The 14351-nt window shown below is 67.7% G+C and carries 12 protein-coding genes and 1 pseudogene; 6 read left to right on the top strand and 7 right to left on the bottom strand.

Annotated elements, in window-relative coordinates:
- Nucleotides 1-37 precede the first annotated feature (37 nt).
- Nucleotides 38-3565: a hybrid sensor histidine kinase/response regulator gene (locus AC5P68_RS00565; protein ID WP_033835392.1), complete on the top strand. Its 3528-nt coding sequence runs from the start codon at nucleotides 38-40 to the stop codon at nucleotides 3563-3565.
- 543 nt (nucleotides 3566-4108) lie between these two features.
- Here AC5P68_RS00565 and mdtD read toward each other — a convergent pair.
- The 5 genes from mdtD to AC5P68_RS00540 all read right to left on the bottom strand — a co-directional run bounded on the left by mdtD (nucleotide 4109) and on the right by AC5P68_RS00540 (nucleotide 8712).
- On the bottom strand, nucleotides 4109-5518 hold the full coding sequence (gene mdtD / locus AC5P68_RS00560) for a multidrug transporter subunit MdtD (RefSeq protein ID WP_010482759.1): 1410 nt from the start codon (nucleotides 5516-5518) through the stop codon (nucleotides 4109-4111).
- Between the two features lie 92 nt (nucleotides 5519-5610).
- Nucleotides 5611-6693 (bottom strand): uroporphyrinogen decarboxylase, encoded by a 1083-nt coding sequence (gene hemE, locus AC5P68_RS00555; protein ID WP_012481016.1) that lies wholly within the window; start codon nucleotides 6691-6693, stop codon nucleotides 5611-5613.
- A 26-nt stretch (nucleotides 6694-6719) separates the two neighbouring features.
- Nucleotides 6720-6959: a WGR domain-containing protein gene (locus AC5P68_RS00550; protein WP_005410666.1), complete on the bottom strand. Its 240-nt coding sequence runs from the start codon at nucleotides 6957-6959 to the stop codon at nucleotides 6720-6722.
- A 101-nt stretch (nucleotides 6960-7060) separates the two neighbouring features.
- Nucleotides 7061-8173: a 3-dehydroquinate synthase gene (gene aroB / locus AC5P68_RS00545; protein WP_033835390.1), complete on the bottom strand. Its 1113-nt coding sequence runs from the start codon at nucleotides 8171-8173 to the stop codon at nucleotides 7061-7063.
- Entirely contained in the window at nucleotides 8170-8712 is a 543-nt protein-coding gene (locus AC5P68_RS00540) for a shikimate kinase (RefSeq protein ID WP_012481014.1), read from the bottom strand. Before AC5P68_RS00540 ends, aroB begins: the two co-directional genes overlap by 4 nt.
- 98 nt (nucleotides 8713-8810) lie before the next feature.
- On the opposite strand from AC5P68_RS00540, the gene AC5P68_RS00535 reads away from it, so the two are divergent.
- Nucleotides 8811-9014, top strand: a complete 204-nt coding sequence (locus tag AC5P68_RS00535; protein ID WP_005410663.1) for a dodecin family protein — start codon at nucleotides 8811-8813, stop codon at nucleotides 9012-9014.
- A 6-nt stretch (nucleotides 9015-9020) separates the two neighbouring features.
- Here AC5P68_RS00535 and AC5P68_RS00530 read toward each other — a convergent pair whose 3' ends face one another.
- Nucleotides 9021-9848, bottom strand: coding sequence for a hypothetical protein (locus AC5P68_RS00530; protein ID WP_005410662.1), 828 nt, complete (start codon nucleotides 9846-9848; stop codon nucleotides 9021-9023).
- 40 nt (nucleotides 9849-9888) lie between these two features.
- Between AC5P68_RS00530 and pdxH the strand changes: the two genes are divergently transcribed.
- From pdxH to AC5P68_RS00515, 3 genes and pseudogenes are all read left to right on the top strand, one after another.
- Nucleotides 9889-10488, top strand: a complete 600-nt coding sequence (gene pdxH / locus AC5P68_RS00525; RefSeq protein WP_033835389.1) for a pyridoxamine 5'-phosphate oxidase — start codon at nucleotides 9889-9891, stop codon at nucleotides 10486-10488.
- A gap of 9 nt (nucleotides 10489-10497) precedes the next feature.
- Nucleotides 10498-10857: a YqfO family protein gene (locus AC5P68_RS00520; RefSeq protein ID WP_049404536.1), complete on the top strand. Its 360-nt coding sequence runs from the start codon at nucleotides 10498-10500 to the stop codon at nucleotides 10855-10857.
- Between the two features lie 158 nt (nucleotides 10858-11015).
- Nucleotides 11016-11477, top strand: a pseudogene (locus AC5P68_RS00515) (DoxX family protein).
- A 227-nt stretch (nucleotides 11478-11704) separates the two neighbouring features.
- Here the strand turns inward: AC5P68_RS00515 and prpR are convergent.
- A complete protein-coding gene (gene prpR, locus AC5P68_RS00510) occupies nucleotides 11705-13288 on the bottom strand; it encodes a propionate catabolism operon regulatory protein PrpR (RefSeq protein WP_049431674.1) in 1584 nt (527 codons plus the stop codon).
- 154 nt (nucleotides 13289-13442) lie between these two features.
- Between prpR and prpB the strand changes: the two genes are divergently transcribed.
- The gene (gene prpB, locus AC5P68_RS00505) at nucleotides 13443-14336 is read left to right on the top strand and encodes a methylisocitrate lyase (RefSeq protein WP_010482769.1); all 894 of its coding nucleotides are present in this window, start codon (nucleotides 13443-13445) and stop codon (nucleotides 14334-14336) included.
- Nucleotides 14337-14351 lie beyond the last annotated feature (15 nt).

The following is a 14351-nucleotide window of genomic DNA, read 5'->3' as shown; positions in this document are numbered from 1 at the left end:
GGCGCGGGAATCATCAGGCAGCGTGAGGAGGCAATCGGTGGTGTATCTGCGGGCGGCAATGCTGCTGCTGATCCTCCTGTGCGGCCTGTCACCCGCTGCCGCGCAGCCGGTGCCACCGAGCCCGCGCCAGGTGACGGTATTCGACGGCCTGCCGTCCAATACCGTCAACCGCATGGCCGAAGACCGCTATGGCTACCTGTGGATCGCCACCAACGACGGCCTGGCCCGTTACGACGGGCGCAACTACCGGATCTGGCGTTCTGAGGATGGCCTGCGCGACAACCGCATCTGGACGGTCCTGGTCGATGCGCGCAACCAGCTCTGGATCGGGACCGAGAACGCGGGCCTGGTACGGATGTCGGCCGACCGCCGCCAGCTGCATTTCTACGACCGCAGCAGCCAGCCGTTGATGGGGACCAACACGGTCTGGAGCCTGGCGACCACGCCGGACGGTGCGATCTGGTTCGGGACCCACGAAGGTGGGCTGTACCGGCTGGACAGCCAGGACCGCCTGCAGCGTTTCCTGCCCGAGGCCAACAATCCCCGCAGCCTGCCTGCCGCCTCGGTGCCGTACCTGGCTACGCTGGCCGATGGCAGCCTGTGGGTCGGCACCAAGCATGGCGTGGCGCGCTGGACCGGCACCGACTTCGAGCGGGTCGGCACCGACGTCATTCCCAGCCTGCTGATCAATGGGTTGACCAGCGAACCCGATGGCAGCCTGTGGATCAGTACGATGGCCGGCGCCACGGTGCGTCGCCCCGACGGGCGTTTTGAATCGCCGCCCTGGAAACTGCCGCCAGGCGAGCAGGTGCTCGGCATGATGCTGCGCGATGAACAGGGCGGGCATTGGTTGGATACCCGTACCGGGCTTGGTCGGGCCGTGGATGGGCAGTACCAGACCGTTCCGCTGTACAGCGCCGTTGCGCGCGGGCCGGTGCGGCCGAACTGGACGGGCGCCTACGAGGACCGCGAAGGCGGCATCTGGTTGGCCAGTACCAATGCCGGCCTGTGGCACCTGCTGCCGCGCTGGTGGCAGTTCTCGGTGCTGTCGCGATTGGAGGACGACACCGGTTCGCTGCGCAATGCCTTCGTGCTCGGCACCAGCCCTTCCAGCAATGGCGGCATCTGGACGGTCGGCAGCCACGGCGCGCTGGACCGGTTCGATCCCAGGACCGGCAAGATCGAGCAGCACCGCACCTGGGTCAATGGCATGTACTGGCTGTCCTCGGTACGCGAGGATCGCCGTGGCCAGGTCTGGATCGGCTCGACCGATGCGTTGCTGCGCTATGACCCGAAGCGACGTGAGCTACGTCGCTGGGGCCGTGATGCCGGGGCCGACGCGACCATGGAAGGGGTCATCGAGTCGATGATGACCTGTGACGGCGACAGTCTATGGTTGATGTTGCCTGCAGGCCTGCAGCAGCGTGACCTCGACGGTCGCCTGCGCCGCCAGCTGGAAAACGGCCAGCGCGGCCTGCAGCAGGGCCAGCTCAACCTGGATGTGGAATGCGGGCCGCAGGACCACATCTGGCTGGCCAGTAGCCGTGGCCTGCTGCAGTGGCTGCCGGAAAGCGAGCGCTTCCAGCCGGTGCCGGGCGCGCCGGCGACCGCGATCCATGCGTTGCACGTGGGCCGCGATGGCCAGGTCTGGCTGTCGGAGGATGGCCGCCTGTCGCGCTACCGCTGGAGCCAGGGGCGGCTTGAACGGCAGGCCGTGGTCGGCGCGGAGCAGGGTTACCCGGCGATCTCCGCTTCCGGGCTGGTGGTCGACGCACAGGGGGTGGCCTGGGCCACCAGTGCGCGCGGCCTGGTCCGGGTTGGCGCCGATGGCCAGAGCGTGCGCCTGTACGGCGTCCACGACGGCCTGCCCAGCCAGGAGTTCCGCGAGCACACGTTGACGATGTCCGGCGATGGCCATCTGGTGGCCGGTACCCCGGCCGGCGTGGTGGTGTTCGACCCGGAACAGGTGCGGCCGTCGGTGCGGCGGGCGCCGTTGGTGATCGAACGGGTCGAAGTCCGCCGCAACGAGCAGGTACTCGACCTGACCCACGACACGCCCTTGCAGATTGCCGATGGTGACCGTGACCTGCGCATCGTCGCGCGACTGTTGTCATTCGCCGATTCGGCCTCCAACAGCTACCGCTACCGCCTGGCCGGCTACGACCCCGATTGGGTGGAAGTGGGGCCGGCCGGTGAGCGCCTGTTTTCGCGCCTGCCGCCGGGCAGCTACCGCCTGGAGGTACAGGCGCGCTCGGCCGACCATGTCTGGTCGCGGGTGCAGAGCCTGGAATTCCGTGTACAGCCACCGTGGTGGCGCAGCCTGTCCGGGCTGCTGGTGCTGGCCTCGATCGCGCTTCTGCTGACCAGTTGGTTTGCCTGGTTGTATCGCCGTCGCCTGCAGCGGCGCCATGCCTATCAGCTGGCACTGCATAAACAGGAACTGGCCGAACAGGCCTCGGCGGCCAAGACCCGCTTCCTGGCCAATCTCGGCCACGAAATCCGCACGCCGATGACCGGTGTGCTCGGCATGAGCGAACTGCTGCTGGCCTCGCCGCTGGACCCGCAGCAGCGCGGCTACACGCAGTCGATCCGGCACGCCGGCGAACACCTGCTTCACCTGGTCAACGATGCACTGGACCTGGCACGGATCGAATCCGGACGGCTGGAGCTGCAGTCCAAGCCGTTCGCGCTGAGCTGCCTGCTGCAGGACCTGGCCGCGCTGATGGGACCGCTGGCAGCGCAGAAGGGCCTGCGCTTCACCCTCGACAACCAGTTGCCGCCTGGCCTGCAGGCGACCGGCGATGCGATGCGGGTAAGGCAGATCCTGCTCAACCTGCTCTCCAACGCGGTCAAGTTCACCAGCCGCGGAACCATCACCCTGCATGCGCGCAGCGACGGCGAGCTGCGCGCGTTGCATTTCGAAGTGCGCGACACCGGGCCGGGCATCAGCCAGGAACAGCAGCAGCGCCTGTTCCGCCGCTTCGAGCAGGCCGATGGCGCCCGCACCGCGGCGCAGTACGGCGGCAGCGGCCTGGGCCTGGCGATCTGCCGCGAACTGGCGCAGGCGATGCAGGGGCGTATCCAGGTGGAGAGCCAGCTCGGCCGCGGCACGTGTTTTGGCGTGACCCTGCCGTTGCCGCTGGTGGTCGATGCCAATGCAGAGTCCGAGGGCGAAGTGCACCGCGAGGATGCGGCCAACATGCCGCCATTGCGCGTGCTGCTGGTCGAGGATGATGCAACCGTGGCTGATGTGGTGCGCGGGCTGTTGAGTGCGCGCGGCCATGAAGTGGTGCATGCGGGCCATGCGCTGGCGGCACTGCGCGAGATCAGCGCAGGGGATTTCGACGTCGGCCTGCTGGATCTGGACCTGCCGGGCCTGAGCGGCTTCGAGCTGGCCCAGCACCTGCGCAACCAAGGCTACATGCTGCCACTGCTCGCCGTGACGGCACGGACCGATCCGGACCTTCAGCAGCAGGTGGAAGCGGCCGGCATCGGTGGTTTCCTGCGCAAGCCGGTGACCGGTGAACTGCTGGTGGAAGCGATCGCCAGGGCGATGGGCAGGTAGGGTTTATTGCAGGGCTTGCAGCCCTGCACCTGCTGCAAGCCGGAGCAACAGCAACAGCCGAAGCAAAAGCTGGCGTCCTGTGGGATGGCGGGGTGGATCCGGTTGCGGGAGACGCCGTGAACCCATCCATGGGGGCTTGGCCGCGGCATCCATGCCGCGGACACTCCCGCAACCGGACCCACCCCGCCTTCGACAGTTTTCCGCGATCTGTCGGAGCACAGGGTCGGATCCCGTTGCTGCGCAACGGGCTCTGACCCCAATCTGGAATTCGAGATCTGACAGATGTGTCGACCAAGGTCGACACCTACCAACAACCGCGCGTTCCAACAGTCGCTGTTACCCACAGCCGCGTGAACCTGTCAGAGGTGGGGCGGTGTGGGCTTGCAGGACCGTTGGCGCCATGGATGGCGCCATCGAGCCCCCAGGGATGGGTTTACGGCGTGTGCTGCAAGCCCACACCGCCCCGCCAACCCACGGAATGCTCGCTGTTGCTGTTGCTTCGGCTTCTGCGGGTACAGGGCCGCAGGCCCTGCCGAAGCACCCTCACTCCGCAACGTGTTCGACCTGCCGTGGCTCCGGCTTGGTATCGGGCAGCTGCCAGAAGATCATCGTCGAGGTCAGGGTGATCGCGCCCACGCACAGGAACGTGGCATGCAGCGCGGCGGTGGCGCTGTTGCTGTCCAGGTGGTTGCCGAACGCGGCCAGCAGGCTGCCGGCCGCAGCAGCACCAAAGCCGGCGGCGAGCATCATCACCATCGACAGCAGGCTGTTGCCGGAACTGGCGAACTCACGGTCCAGATCGCGCAGGGTCACCGTGTTCATCACGGTGAACTGCAGCGAATTGACCGCGCCGAAGAACGCAAGCTGCAACAGGCGCCAGGCCAGGTGCTGGCCGGGTGTCATCAGGATGAAGCTGGCCATCGCCAGGCCCACCAGCACGGTGTTGACCATCAGCACGCGGCGGTAGCCGTAGCGCTCCACCAGCTTCACCGCCAGTTTCTTTGAGACCATGCCGGCGGCTGCCACCGGCACCATCATCAGGCCGGCGTTCATCGGGCCCAGGCCCAGGCCGACCTGCAGCAGCAACGGGATCAGCATCGGCATGGCGCTGCTGCCGATGCGCGAGAAAAGATTGCCGAGAATGCCGATGCGGTAGCTGGGTACGCGGAACAGCGCCAGCGAGAACAACGGCGCCGTCGAATTGGCAGCGTGCAGCCAGTAACCCACCAGCGCCGCCAGCCCTGCAACGGTCATCAGCATCACCAACGCGTGTGGCGTGCCCAGTCCGGAGATGCCGTCCAGTGCCAGTGACAGCACCACCATCGCGAAGGCCAGCATGATGTAGCCACGCAGGTCGAAACGGGTGCGATGGCTGGCGTAGTGGTCGGGCATGATCTTCATCGCGGCGATGAATCCGATCACGCCGATCGGCAGGTTGATCAGGAACACCCAGTGCCACGAGGCGATCTCCACCAGCCAGCCGCCCAGCGTGGGGCCGATCAGCGGGCCGACCAGGGCCGGGATGGCGATGAAGCTCATCGCGCGCAGGAAATCCTCGCGCGGCACTGATCGCATCACTGCCAGCCGGCCGACCGGCAGCAGCATTGCGCCGCCGATGCCCTGCAGCACGCGCGCACCGACCAGCTGGTGCAGGTGCTGGGCCAGCGCGCAGGCCAGCGAGCCGAGGGTGAACAGAATGATCGCCACCAGGAAGGTGCGACGGGTGCCGTAGCGGTCAGCGATCCAGCCCGAGGCGGGAATGAAGGTGGCCACCGCCAGCGCGTAGCTGAACACCACCGACTGCATCTGCAGCGGGCTTTCGCCCAGGCTGGCCGCCATCGCCGGCAATGCCGTGTTGACGATGGTCGAGTCCAGCATCTGCATGAAGATCGCCAAGGACACCAGCCACAGCAGGGGGCGCTGGCGGTTGTAGGTCGATGGCGATGTGGACATGGGGTGCGGCCGGTGCAGCGTGGGGGATGCCATGATCGCGCACTGTGGGTCACGGCGCGATCAACATCGCGCCGCAACCGTATGCCGAATGCTCAGCGCTGGCTGTGCGCGTGCACCGCGTCGACCAGCACCTGCACGTGGGCCGGGTCCATGTCCGGCGACATGCCGTGGCCGAGGTTGAACACATGGCCCTCGCGCGAACCGCCGTTGCCGGCGGCGTAGGTGTCGAGCACCCGCGCTGCGGCTGCGGCGATCGCATCCGGCGAGGCGTACAGCGTGGTCGGGTCGAGGTTGCCCTGCAGCGCGACGCGGCCACCGGTGCGGCGCATCGCCTCGTCCAGGTCCAGCGTCCAGTCCAGGCCCAGTGCATCGGCGCCGGTCTGCGACAGCGCTTCCAGGTGCAGGCCGGTACCCTTGCCGAACAGGATCAGCGGCGTGCGCTCGCTGCCTTCGCCGCGCTCCAGGCCCTCGGCGATGCGCTGCAGGTAGCGCAGCGAGAACTCGCGGTACATGGCCGGCGACAGCACGCCGCCCCAGGTGTCGAACACCTGCAGCGCCTGCGCACCGGCCGCGCGCTGCGCGCCCAGGTACGCAATCACCGCGTCGGTGGTGACCTCCAGCAGGCGGTGCAGGGCCTGCGGATGGTTCAGCGCCATTGCCTTGATGCGCGCGAAATCCTTGCTGCCGCCGCCTTCCACCATGTAGCAGGCCAGTGTCCAGGGGCTGCCGGAGAAGCCGATCAACGGTACCTGGCCGTCCAGCTCCCGACGGATCAGGCGCACTGCGTCCATCACATAGCCCAGGTCCTGCTCCATGTCCGGTACCGCCAGCCGGGCGATGGCCGCTTCGTCACGCACCGGATGGCGGAACTTCGGGCCTTCGCCTTCAACGAAGTACAGCTCCAGGCCCATCGCATCGGGAATGGTGAGGATGTCCGAGAACAGGATGGCTGCGTCCAACGGGAATCGGCGCAGCGGCTGCAGCGTGACTTCGCAGGCGATCTCCGGGTTCTTGGCCATGGCCAGGAAGCTGCCGGCCTTGGCCCGGGTTGCGCGGTACTCCGGCAGGTAGCGGCCGGCCTGGCGCATCAGCCAGACGGGGGTGCAGTCCACCGGTTCGCGGCGCAGGGCGCGCAGCAGGCGATCGTTGCGGAGAGGGCTGGTCACGATGGGCATTCCTTGGACGAAAGTTGGCAGCGGCGTCAGTCGCCGTGCGAGAGGATCTGGAAGCCGCGATGCAGTTCGGCATCGCGGGCCTTCTCGAAGGCATGACGGGCTTCGTCAGCCTGCAGGAACAGCTCGCGCCGCAGCTGCGAGCGGTTGCCGACGCGGCCGCTCTCGCGCAGCAGCTCCCAGCCGCCGAACAGGTCCGGCTGCAGGCTCAGGCGCAGGAAGCGCGGTGCCTGCGCACCGGCATCGGGATGTTGCAGGTAGACGTGCATGGGCCGATTGTAGCGGGGCCAGGGTGACCCCGGCCGCAACGCGGTCGTGCCGGCGGCTGGCGGGCTTCCTCGTTGCTGACGTTGCCGGCCAGCGGCCGGCACTACCGGGCCGACAGCACCTTCAGCACCGCCGCCTCACCTACGTCCGGCACCACTTCGGCGCGGCCCATGCCGCGCCACAGCACCAGGCGCAGACGGCCGGCCACATTCTTCTTGTCCAGCCGCATGCGGCCGAGCAGGGCCTGCGGGTCCAGCCCGGCCGGGATCGACACCGGCAGGCCGAGCCGTTCCAGCAGCGCCTGCAGGCGTGCGCGATCGGCATCGTCGGCCAGGCCCAGATCGGTGGACAGCTTCGCGGCCAGCACCATGCCCACCGCCACCGCCTCGCCGTGGTTCAGTGCATCGCGGCCCGGGGCCGAGTAGCCCTGCTCGGTCTCGATGGCATGGCCGAAGGTATGGCCGAGGTTGAGCAGGGCGCGCTCGCCCTTCTCGAACGGATCACGCTCGACGATGGCAGCCTTGTGCCGGCAGCTGCGCGCGATGGCTTCGGCCAGTACCGCATCCTCGCCGGCCAGCAGCGCATCGGCATGCTGCTGCAGCCATTCGAAGAACACGGCATCACCCAGCGCGCCGTACTTCACCACTTCGGCCAGGCCGGCACGCAGCTCGCGCGGCGGCAGGGTGGCCAGCACACGGGTATCGGCGATCACCGCGCGCGGCGGATGGAACGCGCCGACCAGGTTCTTGCCGGCCGGGATGTCGACCGCAGTCTTGCCGCCCACCGACGAATCGACCATCGCCAACAGGGTGGTCGGCAGCTGCACGCAGTCCACGCCGCGCATCCAGCAGGCCGCGGCGAAGCCGGCGAGATCACCGACCACGCCGCCGCCGAGGGCGAACACGCAGGCGTCGCGGGTGGCGCCAAGCGCGGCCAGCGCTTCGATGGCACGGCCGAATTCGGCCAGCGTCTTGGAGGCTTCGCCCGCGGCCAGCACATGCTCGCCGACGATCAGGTCGGGGCGTGCGGTCAGAAGGGTCTGCTTCACGGCATCCAGATAGCGCGGGGCCACTTCGCTGTCGCTGAGCAAAAGCACGTGGCGGCCACGCACATGCGAGGCCAGCGCGATGCCGTCTGCCTGCGCACCGGCGCCGATGGTGATGGAGTAAGGGCGGTCGCCGCCGACGGCGACCTGCAGCAGGGCGGGGGAAGTCATGGGGTCAGGTCCTGGCGCTGCCATTGCGTGGCCAGCTTGACCACCAGGTGGGCGGTCGCGTCGGCAGCGGTGTACGGGTCGGTATCAAGGGTGATGTCGGCCAGTTCGCGGTATAGCGGGTCGCGGTGCGCGGCCAGATCGTGCAGCACCTGCTCACGGTCCGGGCGCTGCAGCAGCGGCCTGCCTTTGTCGCGGGCCAGGCGTTCCAGCTGCGCGTTCACGCTGACCCGCAGGTAGACCACGAAGCCGCGCTGGGCGATCAACGCACGGTTGCCAGGATCCAGCACCGCGCCGCCGCCGGTGGAGACCAGCTGGCCGCGACCTTCCAGCACGCGGGCAAGCGCCTCGCGTTCATGGCTGCGGAAGCCGGCTTCGCCGGAGTGCTCGAAAATGGTCGGGATGCTGGCGCCGGCGGCATCGACGATGGCCTGGTCGACATCGACGAAGTCCAGCGTGAAGCGCTCGGCCAGGCGGCGGCCGATGCAGGTTTTGCCGGCGCCCATCGGGCCGATCAGGATCAGGTTCGGAGCAGGATTCATGCCCTGTGATGCTAACACCTCCGTGCCCTGGCCTTTACGTCCTTCACGTCAGGGTAGGCGTTCCTGCGGGGTTTCCCGCGCCAACCGGAGTACAGGCAATGACGGTCGCCAAGGTCATCGAAATCACCGCCTCCTCGCCGAAGAGCGTGGAGGACGCCGTGCGCAGCGGTCTGAAGAAGGTCTCCGAGACGGTCAAGGGCATCCAGGGAGCCTGGGTGAACGAGACCAAGGTGGTGACCAATGGCAGCGGCGAAATCACCGAATGGCGGGTCAACCTGCGGGTGACCTTCCTGGTGGAATAGGCGCGCTCAGCGCACGTCCTGCACCTGTCGCTGGCCGTCCAGCACCACCACGTGGTCGGCCAGGGCGGGCAGGGCATGCAGCGCCTGGCGGCTGACCCGCTCGTAGTACTGCACGAAGCGCTCCAGCTGTGGCCGGCTCATGCCGTGCCGGCCCGGCTGCGCGGCCTGCAGGTTCTGCTCCTGCTGCCAGCGCCAGCGCGGTACCACCGAGAAATCCGGTGGCTGCAGGAACCACAGGCGGTCGCAGCGCTGCCACAGCGCCGGGTAGTCGCGGGCCAGCGCCTGGTTGCACCAGCGCCGCCAGCGACCATCGGCGTCGGCTTCGCGCTCCAGTGCGTTCAACGGGCTGTCCAGCGCGTCCTCATCCTGCGCGGGGGTGCCCAGGAACCAGCCTTCGAAGACCAGCAGGTCCAGCGGTCGTTGCAGCTGCGGCCAGTGCGCTTCGGGCAGGCGTTCATCGGCCAGCTTGTCGAAGCGTGGCATCGCGAAGGGCTGGCGTGTGGCCACGGCGTCCAGCACTGCATGGGCCAACGGCAGGTCATGGGTGCCCGGCGGGCCGCGCGTGATCAGCAGCGGGTGCACCTGGCGGGCCAGACGCTGCCGCTGTGCGCGGGTCAGGTAGACATCATCGATGGACAGCGTGGCGGCGTTCAGGCCGCGCGACTGGGCGCGCGCCACCACCTGCGCGGCCAGCGTCGATTTGCCGCTCCCCTGCAGGCCGCTGATCGCCAATACTGGAACCGCTGCAGCGTTGCCCAGTGCATCGTCCAGCACCTGTTCGGCCAATGTTTCGGGGAATCCTTTCACCTGGGGCATATACGCAGCAGCGGCCATGCAGCCACAATAGCCCAATCCGTGTGAGAAGAACGCAATCATGAGCGACCTGTACGCCGAAGCCCTGTCCACGTTTGCCGGCCTGTTCGAAGAAGCCAAACAGAGCCGCGAGGTCGAGCCGAACGCGATGACCGTGGCCACTGCCGATACGCACGGCCGTCCCTCGGCACGTACCGTGCTGCTGAAGGCGTTCGACGAGCGTGGTTTCGTGTTCTACACCCACATGGACAGCCACAAGGGCCAGGAGCTGCAGGCCAATCCGCAGGCCGCGCTGTTGTTCCTGTGGCGCAGCCTGCGCGAGGCCGGTATCCAGGTGCGCATTGAAGGCCGTGTCGAGCAGGTTGCCGATGCCGAAGCCGATGCCTATTTCGCCAGCCGCCCGCGCATGAGCCAGATCGGCGCGTGGGCCTCGCAGCAGTCGAAGACGCTGGCAACGCGCGAGGAATTCGATGCGCGCGTGGCCGAGGTCGAAGCCCGCTTCGAGGGCAAGGATGTGCCGCGCCCGGAAGGCTGGAGCGGCCTGCGCGTGGTGCCCGACCGCATCGAGTTCTGGTACGGCGCGCAGTTCCGCCTGCACGAACGCTGGTGCTATGAAGCCGGCGCCGAAGGGCGCTGGAGCAAGCGCCTGCTGTACCCGTAAGGCTGCCCGATGCAACGCCTGCCGCTGTACCGCGTGGTGGTTTTCGTGCCGTCGGCAGCACTGGGCGCTGTGAAGCAGGGCATCCTGGCGGTGGATGCGTTGGCGGCCGGCGACTACGAGCACGGTATGTGGTGGTCGGCGCCGGGGTTCGAACAGTTCCGCCCGCGCGTGGGTGCGTCGCCCGTGCAGGGTGAGGCGGGGCGCACCGAAGTGGTCGACAGCGTACGCCTGGAATTCTGCCTGCCGCGAAATCCGCAGCGGCTGCAGCGCATCTTCGAACAGGGCATCGTGCCGCATCATCCGTGGCAGGTGCCGGTGGTGCAGGTGGAGGAAATCGAGCTTCTGCTGGCCGACGCACGCCTTTTGTAGAGTCGAGCCCTGCTCGGCTGCTGCTCCGACGCATGAGGCAGTCGAGCAGGGCTCGACTCCACAAGAGCAGGCTGTCGCAAATGGACCGGATTGCTTCATCTGCGAGCAGGCCCATAACCGGCACACTCCGATGGATGATCTCGACTTCCGGAGTTGCCATGCCCTCCTGGCGTTGCCTGTTTGCGGTGCCGCCGCCGCGTCACGGCGTGGAAGCGTTCCTGCTGTTGATCGCCCGCATCGTCGCCGGGGTGATGTTCTGCGTGTCCGGCTGGAACAAGGTGTTCACCGATGCGGGCCGCGAACGCATGGTGCATACGCTGGTTGATGCGGGGATCCCGTTCCCGGTGTTCAGTGCGCCGGTGCTCGGCGGCATTTAATGGATTGCGGGCGGCCTGCTGGTGCTGGGCCTGCTCAGCCGGCCTTCGGCCCTGCTGCTGGCGGGGATCTGTGCGGTGGCAGCGCTGACCGATGGCATCGCGCGCATTCCTGCGGGACTGAGCGTGCCGGATTGGTTGAGCTGGTTCTTCTACCTGAGCGAAGTGCCGCTGGGTGTGTTGCTGTTGTGGATTGCCGCAGTGGGGAGTGGACGGTTCGCGATCGAAGCGCGTTGGGCGCGCTGATTGCACTTTATTCCGCGCCCGGCCGACGAGCGTGCTGTAGCGCCTGGACGCTCCAGTAGATCCACGCCATGCGTGGATGGGATGATTGGGAAAAGCGGTGCGAACCAAGGTTCGCACCCACCGGGAATCGCTTCGCACCGCCGAGGGCATCGGTTTGCCCCCAAACAGACATCGGCATCGGTTCGCCCCGGCCAGAGATCGGTGTGCACCAGCCAGATGGCAGGACGTTACAATCCCTCCGCGCGCAGCCAGCGCCATAGCGTGGTGCGTGAGACGCCCAGCGCCTGTGCCATGCCCTCGCGGTCATTGCGGTGTTCCTGCAACAGCGTTTCCAACTGCGCACGCGGCGGCCGCTTGCCATTGCTTTCCACTGGTAGCGCAGCGGCGCCCTCATTCACCAGCTCGGGTGCCAGCTGCAGCAGTCGCGCGGCATCAATCAGCCCCTCACCAGGTTGCCAATGGATGCGCAGCCGATCCACCAGATTGCGCAATTCGCGCACATTTCCGGGCCACTCTGCGGTGGTCAGCACCGCCAGTGCCTCCGCATCCAGTGGCGCGTCGATACCACGCAGCTGGCGGAAGAAATGCTGCGCCAGCAGCGCGATGTCACCGCGCCGGGCACGCAGTGCGGGCAGGGCGATGCGCAGCGCGGCCAGGCGGTAATACAGGTCGCGGCGGAAGCTGCCGGCCGCCACGCGCTGCTCGAGCGACTGCAGGGTCGCGGCCACCACGCGAAGGTCGACCGGGGTCGGCTCGGTGGCACCGACACGCAGTACCTCGCGTTCTTCCAGCACCCGCAGCAGGCGGGTCTGCAGTGGCAGCGGAAGTTCGCCGATTTCATCCAGGAACAGGGTGCCGCCGTCAGCGGCCTCGACCAGGCCGACGCGGCCGCCACGGCGTGCGCCGGTGAAGGCGCCATCGCTGTAGCCGAACAGCTCCGCTTCCAGCAGCGATTCGCTGATCGCGCCACAGTTCAGTGCCACGAAGCGGCCACGGCGTCCGCTGGCGGCGTGCAGCTGGCGCGCCACCAGTTCCTTGCCGGTGCCGGTTTCGCCGGTGACCAGTACGGTGCTGTCATGCGGGGCGTACAGCGTGATCTGTGCGCGCACCTGTGCCATGGCCTCGCTGTCGCCGAGCAGGTCGTGGGCATCGCTGCGCGGTGCGGCACGGCGGCGCGGCGCGGGCCGGCTGCCGCCGGAGCGGGCCAGAGTCTGGGTCAGTTCCAACGCGTGCTCGAACGCTTGCCGTACCGAATCTGCCGAGTACAGCAGCACGCCGGGCAGTCCGGCCTGTTCGGCGTGGTCGATGGCCATGCCGGTGCCGACGATCACCTCGATGCCGTTGGCGCGCAGGTCGGCGATGCAGTCGCGGGCATCCTCGCGGGTGACGAAGCGGCGATGCTCGATGTCCAGGCCGAAGCTCTGCTGGAAGTTGCTGAACACCGGCACGTCGCTGGCGTGGGTGACCAGGCCGATACGGCCGGCGATCCGACGTGCGCGCGCCAAGGCTTCCATCAGGTCGAAGCCGTTGGCCTGGATCGGCACCAGCGGCAGCTCCAGCCGGCTGCGCAGCCAGGCCGCGTTGGAGCCGCCGGCGATGACCACGTCGCAGTGCTCGCGGCGCAGGCGCTGGCCGATCACGTCCACCGCTTCCTCGAAGCCGAGGTTGATCTGCTCGACACGCGCGCGGCGATCGAACTCGGGAATGACGTCGCCGAGAAGACCGGTCAACCGCGAGACGCTGACGGTCCAGATCACCGGCCGACTGGGGTCGGCATCGGCGTGGCGCAGGGGCGAGCGGGGCAGGTACATGACGGCGCGCGTTGGACGGGATGTTTCATGATACATCTGTTTCAATGTTTCATATGTTTCACTGTTGCGTCGACGTCATTCCCGTGAAATCAACGGCTTGCAGCTTGGCATGGTGCTTGCGGTCTCTTTCCCGTACTTCAACCTGGATTGCCGCATGACAGCTTCCACTCCTTTCTCCGCCGGTGCCCGCTTCCGTGAGGCGCTGGCTGCCGAATCGCCGCTGCAGGTGATCGGCGCGATCAACGCCAACCACGCCCTGCTGGCCAAGCGCGCCGGCTTCCGCGCCATTTACCTGTCCGGCGGCGGTGTTGCCGCGGGCTCGCTGGGCCTGCCGGACCTGGGCATCAACACCCTGGAAGACGTGCTGGTGGACGTGCGCCGAATCACCGATGTCTGCGACCTGCCGTTGATGGTCGACATCGACACCGGCTTCGGCCCGAGCGCGTTCAACATCGCGCGCACCGTGAAGTCGCTGATCAAGGCCGGCGCGGCCGCCTGCCACATCGAAGACCAGGTCGGCGCCAAGCGCTGCGGTCACCGCCCGGGCAAGGAAATCGTCTCGCAGGGTGAAATGGTCGACCGCGTGAAGGCGGCTGCCGATGCCAAGACCGATCCGGACTTCTTCCTGATCGCGCGTACCGATGCCATCCAGGTGGACGGCGTGGACAAGGCCATCGAGCGCGCCATCGCCTGTGTCGAGGCCGGTGCCGACGGCATCTTCGCCGAGGCGGCCTACGACCTGGACACCTATCGCCGCTTCGTCGACGCGGTGAAGGTGCCGGTGCTGGCCAACATCACCGAATTCGGCGCCACCCCGCTGTTCAGCCGCGATGAACTGGCTTCTGCCGGCGTTGCGATCCAGCTGTTCCCGCTGTCGGCCTTCCGCGCCGCCAACAAGGCCGCCGAGAACGTCTACCAGGCGGTGCGCCGCGATGGCCACCAGCGCAATGTGGTGGAGACCATGCAGACCCGCGAAGAACTCTACGACCGCATCGGCTACCACGCCTTCGAGCAGCAGCTCGATGCACTGTTCGCCGCCAAGAAATAAGCAGTACCCTGCACC

It is taken from the genome of Stenotrophomonas sp. YJH_SMC_58 (genome assembly GCF_059369635.1).
The sequence above is the reverse complement of the archived record's forward strand: the minus strand, read 5'-3'. Positions and strand labels throughout refer to the sequence as shown.